16 protein-coding genes and 1 tRNA gene are annotated in these 16487 nt (G+C 67.8%); 7 read left to right on the forward strand and 10 right to left on the reverse strand.

Features of this window, described 5'->3' with window-relative positions:
- Positions 1-45: 45 nt before the first annotated feature.
- Genes AC07TU_RS02370 through ftsE form a run of 5 tightly spaced genes read right to left on the reverse strand, consistent with a single transcriptional unit; the run spans position 46 to position 3382 of the window.
- Positions 46-531: an anthrone oxygenase family protein gene (locus AC07TU_RS02370; RefSeq protein WP_495186311.1), complete on the reverse strand. Its 486-nt coding sequence runs from the start codon at positions 529-531 to the stop codon at positions 46-48.
- Between the two features lie 29 nt (positions 532-560).
- Positions 561-1247, reverse strand: coding sequence for a lysophospholipid acyltransferase family protein (locus tag AC07TU_RS02375; protein WP_495186312.1), 687 nt, complete (start codon positions 1245-1247; stop codon positions 561-563).
- Entirely contained in the window at positions 1240-1782 is a 543-nt protein-coding gene (locus AC07TU_RS02380) for a YdcF family protein (protein WP_495186879.1), read from the reverse strand. Before AC07TU_RS02380 ends, AC07TU_RS02375 begins: the two co-directional genes overlap by 8 nt.
- A gap of 5 nt (positions 1783-1787) precedes the next feature.
- Positions 1788-2678, reverse strand: a complete 891-nt coding sequence (locus AC07TU_RS02385; RefSeq protein ID WP_495186313.1) for a cell division protein FtsX — start codon at positions 2676-2678, stop codon at positions 1788-1790.
- Positions 2675-3382, reverse strand: a complete 708-nt coding sequence (ftsE, locus tag AC07TU_RS02390) for a cell division ATP-binding protein FtsE (protein WP_495186314.1) — start codon at positions 3380-3382, stop codon at positions 2675-2677. Before ftsE ends, AC07TU_RS02385 begins: the two co-directional genes overlap by 4 nt.
- Before the next feature lie 184 nt (positions 3383-3566).
- On the opposite strand from ftsE, the gene AC07TU_RS02395 reads away from it, so the two are divergent.
- Positions 3567-4271 (forward strand): zinc-ribbon domain-containing protein, encoded by a 705-nt coding sequence (locus AC07TU_RS02395; protein WP_495186315.1) that lies wholly within the window; start codon positions 3567-3569, stop codon positions 4269-4271.
- Here the strand turns inward: AC07TU_RS02395 and AC07TU_RS02400 are convergent.
- Positions 4243-5601, reverse strand: a complete 1359-nt coding sequence (locus AC07TU_RS02400; RefSeq protein WP_495186316.1) for an MATE family efflux transporter — start codon at positions 5599-5601, stop codon at positions 4243-4245. The two genes, AC07TU_RS02395 and AC07TU_RS02400, sit on opposite strands and share 29 nt — an antisense overlap.
- Before the next feature lie 235 nt (positions 5602-5836).
- Between AC07TU_RS02400 and AC07TU_RS02405 the strand changes: the two genes are divergently transcribed.
- Both AC07TU_RS02405 and AC07TU_RS02410 read left to right on the forward strand, forming a co-directional pair.
- A tRNA-Leu gene (locus tag AC07TU_RS02405) sits at positions 5837-5923 on the forward strand.
- Positions 5924-6095: 172 nt separating this feature from the next.
- Positions 6096-7619 (forward strand): tryptophan halogenase family protein, encoded by a 1524-nt coding sequence (locus AC07TU_RS02410; protein WP_495186317.1) that lies wholly within the window; start codon positions 6096-6098, stop codon positions 7617-7619.
- Positions 7620-7674: 55 nt separating this feature from the next.
- Here the strand turns inward: AC07TU_RS02410 and ssb are convergent, their stop codons facing one another.
- Entirely contained in the window at positions 7675-8247 is a 573-nt protein-coding gene (ssb, locus tag AC07TU_RS02415) for a single-stranded DNA-binding protein (protein ID WP_495186318.1), read from the reverse strand.
- Between the two features lie 38 nt (positions 8248-8285).
- Between ssb and AC07TU_RS02420 the strand changes: the two genes are divergently transcribed.
- Positions 8286-8459, forward strand: coding sequence for a DUF4169 family protein (locus tag AC07TU_RS02420; RefSeq protein ID WP_495186319.1), 174 nt, complete (start codon positions 8286-8288; stop codon positions 8457-8459).
- On the opposite strand, the gene feoB is transcribed toward AC07TU_RS02420, so the two are convergent.
- Positions 8456-10300, reverse strand: coding sequence for a ferrous iron transporter B (feoB, locus tag AC07TU_RS02425; protein ID WP_495186320.1), 1845 nt, complete (start codon positions 10298-10300; stop codon positions 8456-8458). The two genes, AC07TU_RS02420 and feoB, sit on opposite strands and share 4 nt — an antisense overlap.
- Positions 10297-10545 (reverse strand): FeoA family protein, encoded by a 249-nt coding sequence (locus tag AC07TU_RS02430; protein ID WP_495186321.1) that lies wholly within the window; start codon positions 10543-10545, stop codon positions 10297-10299. Before AC07TU_RS02430 ends, feoB begins: the two co-directional genes overlap by 4 nt.
- Before the next feature lie 112 nt (positions 10546-10657).
- Between AC07TU_RS02430 and AC07TU_RS02435 the strand changes: the two genes are divergently transcribed.
- On the forward strand, positions 10658-12247 hold the full coding sequence (locus AC07TU_RS02435) for a lysine--tRNA ligase (RefSeq protein WP_495186322.1): 1590 nt from the start codon (positions 10658-10660) through the stop codon (positions 12245-12247).
- 4 nt (positions 12248-12251) lie between these two features.
- Here the strand turns inward: AC07TU_RS02435 and AC07TU_RS02440 are convergent, their stop codons facing one another.
- The gene (locus AC07TU_RS02440; protein ID WP_495186323.1) at positions 12252-13727 is read right to left on the reverse strand and encodes a DUF389 domain-containing protein; all 1476 of its coding nucleotides are present in this window, start codon (positions 13725-13727) and stop codon (positions 12252-12254) included.
- A 60-nt stretch (positions 13728-13787) separates the two neighbouring features.
- Between AC07TU_RS02440 and nhaA the strand changes: the two genes are divergently transcribed.
- The gene (nhaA, locus tag AC07TU_RS02445; RefSeq protein WP_495186324.1) at positions 13788-15056 is read left to right on the forward strand and encodes a Na+/H+ antiporter NhaA; all 1269 of its coding nucleotides are present in this window, start codon (positions 13788-13790) and stop codon (positions 15054-15056) included.
- Positions 15053-16321 carry a sigma factor gene (locus AC07TU_RS02450; RefSeq protein ID WP_495186325.1) on the forward strand — a complete coding sequence of 423 codons (1269 nt, stop codon included), beginning with the start codon at positions 15053-15055 and terminating at the stop codon, positions 16319-16321. Before nhaA ends, AC07TU_RS02450 begins: the two co-directional genes overlap by 4 nt.
- Positions 16322-16487 lie beyond the last annotated feature (166 nt).

The following is a 16487-nucleotide window of genomic DNA, read 5'->3' on the forward strand; positions in this document are numbered from 1 at the left end:
GGTGGGGGAGCGGGCTGGTGCCGTTTCAGCGAAGCGGAAGCAACCCTAGCGCGACTGGCTCCAGCCGAGCACCAGCACGACCGCTCCGGCAAGCGAGGCGGCGGTGCGGACATGGTTCCAAAACACCCAGTCGCGCAGATAGCGCGCCCATAGCGCAGCGCCGTCGGTACTCGCCGGATCGACCGCGGCAAGCGCGTTGTTGAGGGGCACGTTGCACACCATCGTCACCGCGAAACAGCCCAGGACGTAGAGCGCGGCACCGGCAAGCACATGGACCGCGCCCGGCTGTCCGAAATTGAGCCCGGCGACGACCGCCAGCCCGAGCAGCAGCAACGCGGTGCCGATGAAGATGCCGAGGAAGAACGGGTTGATGACGGTGATGTTGATCGCCTGCATCGCGCGGATACCTTCCGGCCCCGGCACGCGCCCCAGCGCCTGCATGATGAAGGTCGAGAAACCGTAGAAAACCCCGCCGATGATAAAGGCGCCGATCGCGGCGATCAGGACGGGAAGCTTGAGCAATCCGATCATCATCCGTCTCCCTTGAATATCGGCCCGGTTCAGGGCTCGAGTGCGTTAATTCCCCGATGGACCTGCGCCTCGACCTCCGCCCGCTCCAGCCCCGGAGCGATCGGCGCACCGAAGCGGACCGTCACCGTGCCGGGCCGTTTCGGCCCGCGCCGCGGCCAGAACCGCCCGCTGTCCAGCGCCACCGGCACGACCGGAAGACCGAGTGCGCGATAGAGTCCCGCAAAGCCCGAGCGGATCGGCGGCGTTTCGCCCGGCGCGACGCGGGTTCCTTCAGGGAAGATCAGTACCGACCGGCCCTCGGCCAACGCCGCCTTCGCCTCGCGCATCATCTGGCGCAGCGCCTTGGCGTTGGCGGCGCGATCGACGACGATGACGCCATAGCGGCGCGCCGCCCAGCCCCAGACGGGGATCCGCGCAAGCTCGCGCTTCATCACGATCGCCGGCGCATCCAGCATCGCCGCGACCGCCATCGTCTCGAACATCGCCTGATGCTTGGCGGGGTAGAGCGCCGGACCTGCGGCGCGCTCGCCTTCGACCGCGATACGAATGCCCAGGATATGCCGCGCCGACCAGACGCCGAGCCGCGCCCATCCCATGCAATAGGGGCGCAGAGCCCGGGTTCCGAACAGCGCCACCACCGGCGTCGCCAGCACGATCGGCACCGACAGGCCATAGAAGAAGATCGCAAAGGCGATGCTGCGCAGCCGGTCAGCCATTGCCGATCCCGAACAACAGCGCGATCCGGCGGACCAGATATTTGTGATATTCGCGCAGCAGCGTGGTGAAGCGCGCATTGGTGCGCACCCCGTCGCCCCGGATCTCCACCTCGCCGCCCAGCGCATTGCCGAGCTCGAGCTTCGCGCGCGGCACATGCCAGTCTGCGGTGACCAGCCGCACCGACTTGTAGCCGTGCTTGCGCACCCAGCCCGCGGTCTCGTCGGCATTGGAGCGGGTATCGACCGCCTCATGCCCCAGGTCGATGCAGCACCGGAACAGCGAAGGCGGCGCGCGATGCGCGACCGCGAGCTCGATCGGGCGCACCATGGGGTCGGTCCCCGTGATCAGCATCCGCTTGGCCGATCCGGCCTGGAGCAGCGCGATGCCGCGCGGGATGCGGCCGGCGCCGCCCGTCGGAACCACAACCGCATCGGTCTTGATCCCCGGATCGAGCGGCTTGCCGAGCGAGAGCATGAACAGCGCGAAGCCCAGCGCCCAGGCAAGCCCGCACAAGGCGAGCATGCGCCAGATCACGCGCATCACAGTGTCTTCCCCAGCGTTCCCAGCACCGCGACGCGTGCGGCGAGGAGCGCCATCAGCGCAAAGACCAGCGGGAGAGCCAGCAGCGGCAGCCAATCGAGCGGGACGAGCGCAACGCCGCCGAGCAGTTCCGACCCCAGCCCCGCCGCTTGCTGGCCGAGCAGCCAGACCATTGCCAGCGCGGCGGCGGTGCCGAGCAGCCCGCCGAGCAGCGTATCGAGCGCGATCCGCCGCTGAAACAGCCTGGCGACCTGCATGTCGGTCGACCCGAGCATGTGAAGTACCGCAATGGTATCGCGATGCGTATCGAGCCCGCCGCGCGCAGTGAGCAGCACGACGATCGTCGTCGCGGTTGCCATCAGCACCACCAGCGCGACGGCGAACCAGGTGATCGTGTTGAGGAATGCGCTGACCGGCGAGAGCCATTGCGCGTGCCGGTCGATCTGCGCGGCGGGCGCGATCGCACGCGCCGCTCCGCGTACCCGTTCAACCGCTGCCGGATCGCCCGAGGCCAGATCGACATCGATCATCGCGGGCATCGGCAGATCCGCGTCCAGCCCCGCCTCGCCCAGCCAGGGTTCCAGCAGCGCCGCGAGCCGCGCACGATCGACCTCCGCCACGCGGGTGACGCCGGGCAACGCGCGGACGCGCTGGACGATCGCCTTTGCGCTCGCATCACGCCGCGCAGCATCCCCCTCGACCAGCTGAATGGTGAGACGCCCGGCAAGCTGACGGTCGAGCGTGCGGCTCGCGCTCGCCATGCCCAGCCCCAGGGCCGCGGCGAGCACCGTCAGGAACAGCATGATCGCCATCACCCACAGCATGCCGCGGGTCCGGCGGCTCTCGTCGAGCAGGCGGCTTTCTGGCTTATCGCGCAGGAACGGGGTCATGCCGGCGCCTGCCCCGGCGGATAGCGGAGCGCACCTGTCGGGTCGTTGAGCCGCCCCTTTTCGATCCGCATCATCCGCGCATCGGGAATCCGGCTGATCAGCTGGAAGTCATGCGTCGCGACCACCACGGTGGTGCCGAGCCGGTTCAGCGAATCGAACAAATGCAGCAGGCGCTCGGCCATGTCGGGATCGACGTTGCCGGTCGGCTCGTCGGCGATCAGGATCTCGGGCCGGGTGATGACCGCGCGCGCGATCGCGATCCGCTGCTGCTCGCCGCCCGACAGCGTCGGCGGCTTGGCGGAATCGCGATCCTTGAGCCCCACCCAGGCGATCATCTCACGCACCGGCCCTTCGATATCGGCCTCGGGAATACCCGCGACACGCAGCGGCAGCGCAACATTGTCATAGGCCGAAAGGTGCGGGAGCAAACGGAAGTCCTGGAACACCACCCCGATGCGGCGGCGGAAACCCGGAAGACGCTTCCGCGGCAGGGCGCCCGCATCCTCGCCGAACAGCCGCACGATGCCCCGCGTCGGCCGCTGAGCAAGATAGAGAAGTTTGAGCAGCGACGTCTTGCCCGCACCCGATGCGCCGGTGACGAAATAGAAGGAGCCGGCACTGAGCGTGAAGCTGACGTCACTCAGCGTCTCTGCCCCGGTCCCGTAGCGCAGGCCGACATTCTCGAACTGGACGATATTGGCCATGCCGGCGCCCGGCCGCTCCTGAAATAATAACTGCCCCGAAGGCCGCAGCCATCGCACAGGCGCGATGCAGGCTCAAGCGGTGGCACTCGCCCCGGCTTCTTGGGCCTTGCCAAGCCGAGTCGGGAGGTGTTTAGATTCGGGATTGGCGATCTCCGCGCCCAGTACCCTAGCAAGACGTGCCGCGATGATCCTGGAATGTCCCGAGTGCCGTACCCGCTATCTGGTTCCCGACAGTGCGATCGGGCCGGAGGGACGCACCGTGCGCTGTGCGAGCTGCCGGCATAGCTGGCATCAGGCCCCCGCCGACGTTCCTGCCGCCGCACCCGCCCCCGGCGTGATCCGCGCCGATGCCTATTCGGCACCACCGCCACCCCCTCCGCCGCCGCCAGCTCCGGCTCGCGCTGCGGAGCCTGAGCACAAGTTCGATCCCTTTGCCCATGAGCCGCCCTTCAAGCCGCGCAGGAACCCGGAGCGGCGCTGGACGGCCGCGGCCCTGATCGCCGGCACCTCCATGCTGCTTGGCGCCGCGGCGATCCTCTACACCGGCGCACCCGGCATCGCCGCGCAGTTTGGCCTCCCGGTCGGCGAGGCACGGACCCCGCTGATCTTCACCGCGCGCTCGGTCGAGCGCAAACCGCGGCTCAACGGCGGCGAGCTGTTCGTGGTAAGCGGGCAGGTGATGAACCCCACCAAGGAACGGCAGCGGGTGCCCAACATCCTCGCCGAGCTGCGCGACGGCAACAATACGGTCGTCTACAACTGGACGATCACCCCCGAGCCGCGCGCGCTGCCGCCGGGCGGGAGCCTCGAGTTCAACAGCGGCAAGCTCGACGTTCCGGCCACCGGCAAGACGATCCAGCTCAGCTTTTCAGGCGAAGCCGCCGAGTAACCCACCACAGGCGGCCGCCGTTGAGCAGCGCGGCCGCGACCATTCCCGATGCCGATGCCGCGACCAATCCCTTGGCGCCCCAGCCGGCATGGACCGTCCAAAGCCCGATCCCGCCGGTGAGCAGGAAGAAGGCGGCGATCCCGTTGAACCCCGCCGCCACCTGATCGCCCAGCGAACGGAGCGCGTAGACGAACACGACCTGAATCCCGTCGAACAGGATGAACGGCCCCCAGAGCGGCAGCATCACGATCGCGGCAGCGGCGACCGCAGCGCTCGCCGGGAATCCTCCGACGATCAGCTGGGGCACAAAGATCAAGGGGAGCGCGAGCAGTCCGAGCGTCATCGCCGCGAGCCCGGCGGCGATCGCGGTTCGCCCGCCGGCCTCGGCCGGAATCCCCTCACCCACCGCGTTGCCCGCACGCACGCCGGCAGCCGAACCAAGGCCCAGCGCAAAAGCGAAGGTGACGTTATGCACCGAGAAGACGATCTGGAAGGCGTGCGTCACCGTCTCCCCGAGCTGGGTCGACAGTGCGATCAGGATCGAGAAGCCGGCAAGCTCCAGCCCCGAGGCGATCGCCGGGACGAAGCCGAAGCCGAGCAGCACCCAGACGCCGCGCCACATCGCGGGCGACCCGAAGTCGCGCCAGTCGCGCACCCCGCGCTCGCGCGCCCGCGGCAGCGTCAGCGCGGCGACGATCATCGCCACCGCCCCGATCAGCGTCGCCGTCACCGTCGCTGCGGCTGCGCCCACCGCACCCATAGCCGGCAGGCCGAACTGGCCGGTGGCCAGGACCCAGGCGAGCACGCCGTTGATCGGCAGGATCGCCACATCGACCACCATCACCCGTTTCGGGCGGCTGACACCTTCGAGGAAGAAGGTCGCAGCGACGAGCAGCAGCTGGAACGGATAGCCGAGCGCCATGACCCGCACGACGCGCGCGGCGTCCGGCGCGATCGCGGGATCGACGCCGACGCCCTGCAGCATCGGCAAGGCAAAGGCGAACAGCGTCCCGCCGCTGACCAGTCCCAGCAGGAAACCAAGCACCAGCCCCTGCCGCAGCACCGCGCCGGTCGCGGGCAGATCCTTCGCCCCGTCGGCGCGCGACGAGAAGACCAGCACGCCGGTGAGCCAGCCCAGCGCGACGACGATGCCGATAAAGGTCAATGTCCGGCTGGCGCCGAGCGCCGCCACCTCATGCGTGCTGACCAGCCCGACCACGATCACGTCGGTGACGTGCATGATCGTCCAGGTGAGCGCCGTCAGCACCACCGGCCAGGCCAGCGCGAGGATGCGGCGCATCTCGGCGCGGATGTCGGCTGGCAGGTACATGGGCCGGCGGGCTTAGCGCTTGTTCCGCGTTCGCGGAAGCGGTTCCGGCCCGCTCCCCGCCCGGCCACCCAATCAGGTTACGCTCGTGGGTGGCCGGGTGGGGCGCATGCGGGCCGGAACCGCCAATCGTCGCGACGTGACAACAAAGCAGAAAGGGAGGTTGCATGCCCCGAAACGCTTTGCTAGGGGCCGCTGCCTTACCAGCCACCGGGTTCATCCGGTGGACGAAATCAGTGCGGTCGTGGCGGAACTGGTAGACGCGCAACGTTGAGGTCGTTGTGGGCGAAAGCCCGTGGAAGTTCGAGTCTTCTCGACCGCACCATTTCTTGAAAAGCGTAGACGATACGGGCCGGGGGCAACCCCGCCCGTCGCGCTTGGCGGCGGCGTGTAACCGTTTACCACCCGCCAGTGCCTCTCTATACCAACCCCGCTAAACAAGGCATCCGGACGCCGGAGCCGGTGCATGAGGGGATGAGCGGATGGAGGCTGGCCAGATGGCAGGGGGGAACCCGCCGATTCGCCGGATTGTGATCGTCGGCGGCGGCACTGCCGGCTGGATGACTGCGGCACTGCTCTCGAAGCTGCTCTTCCGCGGTTACGAGATCACGCTGGTCGAATCGGACGAGATCGGGATCATCGGCGTCGGCGAAGCGACCATCCCGGGCATCAAGGACTATAACCACCTCGCCGGCATCGACCTGACCGAGATGATCCGCGCGACCCAGGCGACGTTCAAGCTGGGGATCGAGTTCGTCAACTGGCGCGAACCCGGCTTCCGCTACATCCACGGCTTCGGCAAGATCGGCACCGACCTGATGTGGCTCCACCCGCACCAGCTGTGGCTCAAGCTCGCCACAATGGGCCAGGCGAAACATTTCGACCTCTATTCGCTCAACACGCTCGCCGCGCGGCAGAACAAATTCTGCTTCCCCGATCCGCGCAATCCGGGATCGCCGATGGGGCATCTCGACTATGCCTATCATTTCGACGCCTCGCTCTATGCCCGCTTCCTGCGCACGCGCTCCGAAGCGCAGGGGGTGACGCGGATCGAGGGCCGGATCGTCGAGGTGAAGCAGCGCGGCGAGGACGGGTTCGTCGAAGGCGTCGTGCTGGCCGATGGAAGGACGGTTTCAGGCGATCTGTTCGTCGACTGCTCTGGCATGCGCTCGCTGCTGCTCGGGCAGACGCTGGGCGTGGGCTATGAGGACTGGAACCACTGGCTCCCCTGCGACCGCGCGCTGGCGGTACCATGCGAGAGCGTGTCGCCGCTGACGCCCTATACGCGCTCGACGGCGCACGGATCGGGCTGGCAATGGCGGATTCCGCTCCAGCACCGGATCGGCAACGGCCATGTCTATTCGAGCGCGCATATCGGCGATGACGAAGCGGCTGAGACTTTGCTCGCCAATCTCGACGGCAAGGCGCTCGCCGATCCGCGGCCGGTGCGGTTCGCGCCGGGCAAGCGGCACCGGGCGTGGGAAAAGAATGTCGTCGCGATCGGACTCGCCAGTGGCTTCCTCGAACCGCTCGAATCGACCAGCATCCACCTGATCCAGACGGGCATCCTCAAGCTGGTGGCGCTGTTCCCGGGTCAGGGGTTCAACGCCGCCGACATCGCCGAGTATAACCGCCAGCACAATTTCGAGTTCGACGATGTGCGCGACTTCATCATCGCGCACTACAAGGTCACCAATCGCGAAGACACGCCCTTCTGGGCGCAGGTGCGGCACATGGACGTGCCCGACAGCCTGAAGGAACGGCTCGAGCTGTTCCGTGCCTCAGGCCGCTTCTTCGTCCACGGCAAGGCCGAGCTGTTCCGCGAGGAAAGCTGGGTTCAGGTGCTGCTCGGCCAGGGAATGCAAATGACCTACGACCCGGTCGTCGACATGATCCCCGAGGAGGATGTCATCGGCTTCATGCGCGACATCGAAGACGTGAACGCCGATGTCGCGGCGGCGATGCCGACGCACGAAGCGTTCATCGATCGACACTGCAAGGCACCGCCAATCGCGGCTTAATCGAGGCTGCGCCCGCCCGCTCCCCGCCGGGGGAGCGAGCTGGCGCCGCAAACCCTTAGAACGGCACGTCGTCGTCGAGATCGTCGGGGAAGCCGCCGCCGGCAGGCGCACCACCGCCGCTGCTTCCGCCGCGGCCGCCACCGCCAAAGCCGCCGCCCGACGAACCGCCGCCGAAGCCACCGCCGCCGCCACGGCTGCTCGACTGACCGGCGAAATCGTCATTGCCGCCGCCCCAATCGTCGCGGCCACCACCACCGCCGCCGCCCTGGCCGCCGCCGGGACCGTCGAGCATCACCAGCTTGGCGTCGAAGCCCTGCAGCACGATCTCGGTCGAATAGCGATCCTGCCCCTGCTGGTCCTGCCATTTGCGGGTCTGAAGCTGGCCTTCGAGATAGACCTTCGACCCCTTGCGCAGATAGCGCTCGGCGACATTGGCGAGACCTTCGGAGAAGATCGCGACCGAATGCCATTCGGTGCGTTCCTTGCGTTCGCCGCTGTTGCGGTCCTTCCAGCTTTCGCTGGTGGCGATGCGCAGGTTCACCACCTTGCCGCCGTTCGAGAAGGACCGGCTTTCGGGATCGCGCCCGAGATTGCCGACCAGGATCACCTTGTTGACGCTGCCCGCCATTTCAACTCCGCCTTGAATTCGATAAAGTTGCCGCAGGAATGGCCGAGATCATCAACCTGAACAAGGCCCGCAAGGCCAAAGCCAAGGCGGCGAGTGCCGCAAAGGCTGTGGAGAACCGCGCAAAGTTCGGCCGCACCAGGGCCGAGAAGGCGCGCGACGACGCCGAGCGTACCCGGATCGAGCGCGCCGTGGACGAGTCGAAGCGCGACTAGAGTCCGATCGCCGTCGCCGTCCAATAGGTGATACCCGCCGCGATATAGGCCAGCGCAAACAGGTAGACGATCATCACCGTCGGCCATTTCCAGCCATTGGTCTCGCGCCGCGCCACCGCGATCGTCGACAGGCATTGCGGCGCGAACACGAACCAGGCGAGGAAGGCGAGCGCGGTCGGCAGCGGCCAGCGCGCAGCGAGCTGGGTGCCGAGCGCCACGCCCTCTTCATCCGCTTCGGCATCGATCGAATAGACCGTCTGGAGCGCCGACACCGCGACTTCGCGCGCGGCCATCGCCGGGATCACGGCCAGGCTCATCTCGTGGTTGAAGCCGATCGGTTTCAGCACGACCTCAAGTCCCGAGGCGATGCGGCCCGCGACCGAATATTCGCTCTGCTTCACGCCTTCCGGCGCGACCGGATAGGATGCGAGCAGCCACAAGGCCACGGTCACGCCCATGATGATCGTGCCCGCACGGCGCAGGAACAGCCAGGCGCGCTGCCACAGGCCGATCCACAGATCCCGGATCGCCGGGAGCTGATAGCGCGGCAGCTCCATCATGAAGCCGCTGCTCTTGCCCTTGGTCGCGGTGCGGCGAAGCACGAAGGCGGCGGCAATCGCACCGACAATGCCGAAGACATAGAGGCCGAACAGCACCAGCCCCTGCAGCCCGATTCCCCAGCCGACACTGGTCGCGGGGATGAACGCGCCGATGATGACGGCATAGACCGGGAGCCGCGCCGAACAGGTCATCAGCGGCGCGATCAGGATCGTCGTCAGCCGTTCCTTGGGATCGTCGATCGAGCGCGCGGCCATGATGCCGGGAATCGCGCAGGCGAAGGAAGACAGCAGCGGAATGAACGCCCGGCCCGACAGGCCGACGCCCGACATCAGCCGGTCCATCAGCAGCGCCGCGCGGACCATATAGCCCGACGCCTCGAGAATCAGGATGAAGAGGAACAGGATCACGATCTGGGGCAGGAACACCACCACCGATCCGACGCCGTTGATGATGCCTTCGATCAGCAGGTCGCGCAGGAAGCTTTCGGGCAGGGTCGCCGCCGCGCCCTCGGCCAGCCAGCCTTGGAAACCTTCGATCCAGCCGATCGGCGCTTCGGACCAGGCGAACACTGCCTGGAACATGACGAGCATGATCGTGGCGAGGATCACCGGCCCGGCGACGGGATGCAGCACCACGCTGTCGACGGCGCGGGTGAAGGCGCGGCCGCGCGGCTGATCGGTGATCGCCACTTTCGCGACGCGGCGCGCCTCGCGCTGGTAATGGGTGATATCCGCATCGGGCGCGACAGGCGGTTCGGGCCGGGCGCCGGTCAGCACCCCGGCCAGCGCTGCACGCAGATCGTCGAGCCCGCGCTTGCGCACCGCGACGGTGCTGACCACCGGCACGCCAAGCTCGGCCGACAACGCATCGGTATCGATGGCGAGACCATCGCGCGTCGCCATGTCGATCATGTTGAGCGCGACCACCATCGGCCGGCCGAGCTGGCGCAGCTGAAGCACGAAACGCAGATGATTCTCGATGTTCGAGGCGTCGGCCACCACGATCAGCGCGTCAGGCAGCCGCTCGCCATCCTGCTTGCCCAGCACGACGTCGCGGGTCACCGCCTCGTCGGGGCTCGAGGGATCGAGGCTGTAGGTGCCGGGAAGGTCGACCAGCTCGACCGGGCGGCCGTCGTCAAGCGCCATGCGGCCGGCGTGACGCTCAACGGTGACACCGGGATAGTTGCCGACCTTTTGCCGCGCGCCGGTGAGCGCGTTGAACAGGGCGGTCTTGCCGGCATTGGGGTTACCGACCAAAGCGACGAGCGGGGACTGGTTCATTCGGCCGCCACCGCCACTTGAATGGTCTCGACCACGTGGCGGCGCAGCGCCACGGTCATCCGCCCGATCCGCACCGCCGCGGGACCGCCAAGCCAGCCATTGGGCTTGACCAGCTCGACCTCGACGCCCTCGTCCAGTCCGAATTCGCGCAGACGGCGCGCTTCCGACGGATCGAGCGAATTCCAGTCAACCGACGCAACCGTCGCAGGTACATTGCGCGCCGCACGCGCCAGGGGAAGACTCATAATGCGAGCGATTATCAACAACAGCGGATAAAGGCCAGCCTCTTCCGCACCGCTACCCGTTTTCGGGCCGCGCAGCCTTGCAAAATAGGGCTGCATCGCGCACCGGCTTGCCATGACCGACTCCGCACTTCGTGACGCCGCCCTCACCTCCAAGGCCTGGCCCTATGAGGAGGCGCGCAAGCTGCTGAAACGCTATCCCGACGGGAAGCCGGGCGGTTCGCCGGTGCTGTTCGAGACCGGATACGGCCCGTCGGGCCTGCCGCATATCGGCACGTTCAACGAAGTGCTGCGCACGACCATGGTCCGCCGCGCGTTCGAGGAAATTTCGGACCAGCCGACCCGCCTGGTCGCATTCAGCGACGATATGGACGGCCTGCGCAAGGTGCCTGAGAACGTGCCGAATGGCGAGATGCTGGCGCGCTATATCGGCCACCCGCTGACGCGCGTGCCCGATCCGTTCGGCAAGTATGAGAGCTTCGCGCACCACAATAACGCGATGCTGCGCGAATTCCTCGACCGGTTCGGGTTCGAGTATGAATTCCTGTCCTCGACCGATTGCTACACCTCCGGCCGGTTCGACGATGCGCTGCGCGCGATCCTGCGCAACTATCGCAAGATCATGGACATCATGCTGCCGACGCTCGGCGCGGAGCGGCAGGCGACCTACTCGCCGGTGCTCCCGGTCAGCCCCAAGAGCGGGGTCGTGCTGCAGGTCCCCGTCGAAGTGATCGACGCCGAGACCGGCATGGTCGCGTTCATGGACACCAGTGTTCCTGGGGGCGAGCGGGTCGAACAGACGATCTTCGGCGGCCATGCCAAGCTGCAATGGAAGGTCGACTGGGCGATGCGCTGGGTCGCGCTGGGCGTCGATTACGAGATGTCGGGCAAGGACCTGATCAGTTCGGTCGAGCAAAGCTCGAAGATCGCGCGCGCGCTGGGCGCCCGCCCGCCCGAGGGCTTCAACTATGAGCTGTTCCTCGACGCCAAGGGCGAGAAGATATCCAAGACCAAGGGCAACGGCCTGTCGATCGAGGAATGGCTGACCTACGGCCCCGACGAAAGCCTCGCCTTCTACATCTATCGCGAGCCGAAAAAGGCCAAGTCGCTCCATTTGGGCCTGATCCCGCGCGCAGTGGACGATTACTGGCAGTTCCGCGGCAATTATCCGAACCAGCCGGTCGAGCAGAAGCTCGGTAACCCGGTGCATCATATCCATAATGGCCCGCCCCCGGCGGAGACGTTGCCGGTGACGTTCGGGCTGCTGCTCAACCTGGTCGGCGTGATGGGCGAGGCAAGCAAGGAACAGGTCTGGGGCTATCTCGCCAACTATGTTCCCGATGCGACGCCCGAGAAGCATCCGGCACTCGACGCGCTGATCGGCTATGCGCTGGCCTATGGCCGCGACTTCATCGCGCCGACGCTCAATCGCCGCGCACCCGAGGGAGTCGAGGTGGCGGCGCTGCAGCGGCTCGACGCCGAACTCGCCGCGCTGCCGGCGGACGCGAAGGCCGAGGATATCCAGAACATCGTCTACGAGATCGGCAAGACCGGCGATTTCGCCGAGCTGCGCGACTGGTTCAAGGCGCTGTACGAGACGCTGCTGGGTTCCAGTCAGGGGCCGCGCATGGGCAGCTTCATCGCGCTCTACGGCATCGAGAACAGCCGCAAGCTGATCGCCGACGCACTCGCGAAAGCGGGCTGAGCCCCTACTCGACCGCCGGGGCGAGCCAGCGCAACCGCGCCGCATTGCCCGATCCGCTGCCGGCAACCACGCTGGCGCGGACTCCGGCGGCGGTCAGCGCCTCGACGATCGCCGCGGCGCCAGGCCCGGACACGCCGACCGGCAGGTTGAGCCGCTGCGCGCCCCAGACCGTGGCGGCGAGCGCATCGGGATCAGGCTTGCCCTCGCGCAGCGCGATATCGGGCAGGGCCGCGGCGGGCGGAGTCAGCGTGATCTTCCAGTCGGGCGTACTCGCGGCGACACGCGCCTCGAGCGTGCGATAGACACCGATCCCGGCACCGGTCAGCGGCGCTGCGGTCACCACGGCGCGCTGGGCATCGCGGTCGATCAGCACCGCCTCGGGCGTAACCCCCGCGACCAGCGCGAGCTGCTCGGCAGTCCGTGCCGCCGCCGCATCCGCCGCGGCGACGCGCTGATTCTGCGCGGCGGACACCTGCGCTGCCTCAGCCTGAGCGCCGGTGCCGACGCGCACCTGTTCGAGCGCCACGTCCACCTCGCGCCCGAACAGCCGCTCAAGCGTCGCCGCGGTGGCGCGCCCGGCGTCGGGGCGGAGCTGTCGCGTCAGCACCGTCGCGCTGACGCGCAGCGGTGCATGCGCATAGTCGAACTCGAGCTGTGCCAGGCGCGTGCCGGCTTCGAACTGGCTGGCGATGACCTCTCGCGCCTGGCGCGACGCGTTGGCCTCCCAGGCGATCTGGCGCAACGCGAGGCCGAGCGGGATCGCGAACGCAACCAGCGCGGCGATCACCAGCACCGTCTGGAGCACCGTCTGCTTGGGCGAGAGCGATGAGCCGAAGCCATAGAGGCGCGCGATTACCGCTGCCGAGATCGCGATGGTGATGAGGTTGGTCAGGAACAGCAGCAGCGCGCCGCCGAACACCGTGCCGTTCCAGGTGGCAAGGCCGAAGCCGACCACCGCGAGCGGCGGCATCAGCGCGGTGGCGATGGCGACGCCGACCACGGTGCCCTCACGCCCGCGGATCATCGCATAGGCGCCGGCGAGCGCGGAGAAGAGCGCGACCAGCAGGTCGAACAGATTGGGCCGGGTGCGCGCGGCGATCTCCGACGTCACATTCTGAAGCGGCGAGAGCAGCACCAGCAATGCGGTGAAGCCCACGGCGATCACCGTGCCCAGCGCCAGCGCCATGCCCGACCGGCGGATCTCGTCGCCGTCGAAGGTGGCGAGGCCGAAGCCAAGGCCGATGATCGGTCCCATCAGCGGCGAGATCAGCATCGCGCCGATCACCACCGCGGGCGAGGAGAGCAACAGGCCGAGCACCGCGATACCCGCCGACATCAGCACCATGAAGACGTAGCGGCCGTTCCACGCCGCCTCGCCGCGCACCTTTTCGAGGACTGCGGCATGATCGACCGAGGCAATGACGGTGCCCCGCCACCAGAGCGACAGGGGATTGCGGCGCGGGCGTGCTGTGCTGTCCATACCCCGAGGCTAAGGACTTTGCCCCTCGCGTTCCAGCGGTTAGGCAGGGAGCCGGTTAGGATGGGAAAGAACATGGCCGGCTCGGCACGACGCACCGCCCCTTCGGCACTCAGGGCCTTCCTCAAGAGCGAGGCGGCGGGCGGCATCCTGCTGATCGCCGCGGCGGCGCTGGCGATGCTGGCCGCCAACTGGCCCGGCCTGTCCGAAGACTATTTCCATTTTCTGCATCTGGAGACCGGTCCCGCAATCAGCCCCAAATACGGGCCGATGACGGTGCATCTGTGGATCAACGATGCGCTGATGGCGGTGTTCTTCCTGCTCGTCGGGCTCGAGATCAAGCGCGAGTTCGTCGATGGCCAGCTCGCGAGCTGGGAGGACAGGCGGCTGCCCGTCGTCGCGGCAGCGGCCGGCATGGTCGCCCCCGCGCTCGTCTATCTCGCCATCACCGGCGGCGGGCCGCTGGCGCCCGGCTGGGCGATTCCAGCCGCGACCGACATCGCCTTTGCGATCGGCGTCCTTGCCCTGCTGGGCACGCGCGCGCCCGCCTCGCTCAAGCTGTTCCTCACCACCGTCGCGATCGTCGATGACATGGGCGCGGTGGCGATCATCGCGCTGGCCTATACCAAGAGCCTCGGATCGCTCGCGCTCGCGGCCGGCGCGCTGGTGATCGTGGTGATGCATGTGTTGAACCGCAGCGGGGTGATGAAGCTGTGGCCCTATCTGCTGCTTGGTGCGCTGCTCTGGTATTTCGTCTTCCTGTCGGGCGTGCACGCGACCGTCGCGGGCGTGCTCACCGCGATGATGATCCCGGTCAAGAAGACCCCCGGCACGCCCGACGCGCATGATTCGCCGCTCCACCGGCTCGAACATGCGCTGGCGCCCTGGGTCGCCTACGCGATCGTTCCGCTGTTCGGATTCGCCAATGCGGGCGTGAGTCTTGCCGGCATGTCGCCCGCCATCCTGCTGGCGCCCCTCCCGCTCGGCATCGCCGCCGGACTCTTCATCGGGAAACAGGCGGGCATTTTCGGGAGCATCTGGATCGCGGCGAAAACCGGTTTCGCCAGCCCGCCGGGCCGGGCGACCTGGACCCAGATCTATGGTGTCGCGATGCTGTGCGGGATCGGCTTCACGATGAGCCTGTTCATCGGCGGCCTCGCCTTTCCCGACAGCCCCGAGCTGATCGACGAGGTGAAGATCGGCGTGCTCGCCGGATCGATCCTGTCAGCAGTCGTCGGCTTCCTCGTCCTGCGCTTCGCGCGCCCGTGGAAGGACGACAGACGCGGCGACGCGGATGTCGCGCGCGACGATGCGGAGCCGGATGCAGCGTGAAGCGGAGCGCAGCTGACCTGCCCGACCTCGCCATGCTTCTGGCGCAGGTCGCACGCGGCGACCGCAAGGCGATGGCGGCGCTCTATGCGGCGACCGCCCCGGTCCTGCACGGCATCGCCGCGGCGATCACCCGCGATTCCACTGCCGCCGCGCAGTTGACCGAAAGCGCCTATTTGCGTGTCTGGGATCGCGCACCGCGCTTTGACCCCGCCGCGGGTGAGGCGGAGGCCTGGCTCGCCGCGATTGCGCGCAACGGCGCCGTCGAATGGCGCCGCCGCCTGCCCGGCCCCTCTGCCTTTGCCGATGCCGAGATCCTGCTGTCGGACGAAACACTGCTGACTGGCGAAGCGCCGGTAGGCTGGAATACCGCAGCAACCCTGCTTCACTATCGCCTGCGCGCACTCCCGGTCGATGATCAGGCGGCAATCCGCGTGGCACTGCTGACCGGCGCCACCCATACCGAGATCGCGCAGGCCGCGCTCGCCACCCCAGCGACGATCGAACGGCGCATCGCCGACGGGCTTGCCGCGCTGGCCCGGGAGTCGGGCATTGCCGCGTCGAACGAACCCGCGCTCGCCCGCGCGCTCGCGCTCGGCACGCTCGAAGGAAACGCGCGCGCCGCCGCTCTGCGCAAACAGCTTTCCGACCCGGGCTTTGCTGCCGAGGTCGAGGAGTGGCAGCTGCACCTCGCCCCAATGCTCGAGGCGCTTGCTCCGGTGGAGCCGCCCGCCGAACTCTGGTCGCGGATCGATGCGCTGATCGATCTGCGCGAGGCCGATGCGCCACGCCGCGCGCGCCACCGGACGGTACGCTGGCCGCTCGGTCAGGCCACCGTGATCGGCCTTGCCGCCGCGCTCGCCGGCGCGCTGGCGGCAATGGCGATCTTCGTCTTCGCGCTGGGCGGGCTTCAGCCGCGGCCGCCGGGCGCCTCTCCCGTGCTGGTCGCGCAGATGGCGGGGCCGGATCGCCGCCCCGACCTGGCGATCCGCTACGATCCCGCCGGCTCGGCGATCCGCGTCCGCGCGCGGCGGCTTGATCCGGCGCAGGGCGTCGCCGACCTGTGGCTGCTGGCAACCGACGGAACGCCCCATTTCCTTGGCCGGGTCACCGGCAATGGAGTCGATCGTTTCCCGCTGCCACGAACCACCCAGCAGCTGATCACCGACGGCGCTACGGTCATGGTGACGATCGTCCCGGCCGATCAGGTCCGGCGCTCCGAGCCGTCCGGCAAGGTCGTCGCATCGGCACGCTTCGTGCTGGTCTGAAAGAATTTCAGCCGCGGCGGAACCGATTCGTCAGACGGGCGTTTTTGTCCTGCTTGATCGATGAGAAAGAGCATGTTGACGACCCAGACCCATGTGGAATGGATCGTCCAGGGAGGCCCGCCGCGAAAGCGACGGGCCTTACTCTTTTCCGTATCCCGCGATTTGC

It is taken from the genome of Sphingomonas sp. GW821-FHT03E12 (genome assembly GCF_059420685.1).

Excerpts from the sequence above, each read along its gene's own strand:
- AC07TU_RS02370 (WP_495186311.1), bottom strand. The coding sequence starts at position 531 with ATGATCGGATTGCTCAAGCTTCCCGTCCTGATCGCCGCGATCGGCGCC.
- AC07TU_RS02375 (WP_495186312.1), bottom strand. The coding sequence starts at position 1,247 with ATGGCTGACCGGCTGCGCAGCATCGCCTTTGCGATCTTCTTCTATGGC.
- AC07TU_RS02385 (WP_495186313.1), bottom strand. The coding sequence starts at position 2,678 with ATGACCCCGTTCCTGCGCGATAAGCCAGAAAGCCGCCTGCTCGACGAG.
- ftsE (WP_495186314.1), bottom strand. The coding sequence starts at position 3,382 with ATGGCCAATATCGTCCAGTTCGAGAATGTCGGCCTGCGCTACGGGACC.
- AC07TU_RS02395 (WP_495186315.1), top strand. The coding sequence starts at position 3,567 with ATGATCCTGGAATGTCCCGAGTGCCGTACCCGCTATCTGGTTCCCGAC.
- AC07TU_RS02400 (WP_495186316.1), bottom strand. The coding sequence starts at position 5,601 with ATGTACCTGCCAGCCGACATCCGCGCCGAGATGCGCCGCATCCTCGCG.
- AC07TU_RS02410 (WP_495186317.1), top strand. The coding sequence starts at position 6,096 with ATGGCAGGGGGGAACCCGCCGATTCGCCGGATTGTGATCGTCGGCGGC.
- ssb (WP_495186318.1), bottom strand. The coding sequence starts at position 8,247 with ATGGCGGGCAGCGTCAACAAGGTGATCCTGGTCGGCAATCTCGGGCGC.
- AC07TU_RS02420 (WP_495186319.1), top strand. The coding sequence starts at position 8,286 with ATGGCCGAGATCATCAACCTGAACAAGGCCCGCAAGGCCAAAGCCAAG.
- feoB (WP_495186320.1), bottom strand. The coding sequence starts at position 10,300 with ATGAACCAGTCCCCGCTCGTCGCTTTGGTCGGTAACCCCAATGCCGGC.
- AC07TU_RS02430 (WP_495186321.1), bottom strand. The coding sequence starts at position 10,545 with ATGAGTCTTCCCCTGGCGCGTGCGGCGCGCAATGTACCTGCGACGGTT.
- AC07TU_RS02435 (WP_495186322.1), top strand. The coding sequence starts at position 10,658 with ATGACCGACTCCGCACTTCGTGACGCCGCCCTCACCTCCAAGGCCTGG.
- AC07TU_RS02440 (WP_495186323.1), bottom strand. The coding sequence starts at position 13,727 with ATGGACAGCACAGCACGCCCGCGCCGCAATCCCCTGTCGCTCTGGTGG.
- nhaA (WP_495186324.1), top strand. The coding sequence starts at position 13,788 with ATGGGAAAGAACATGGCCGGCTCGGCACGACGCACCGCCCCTTCGGCA.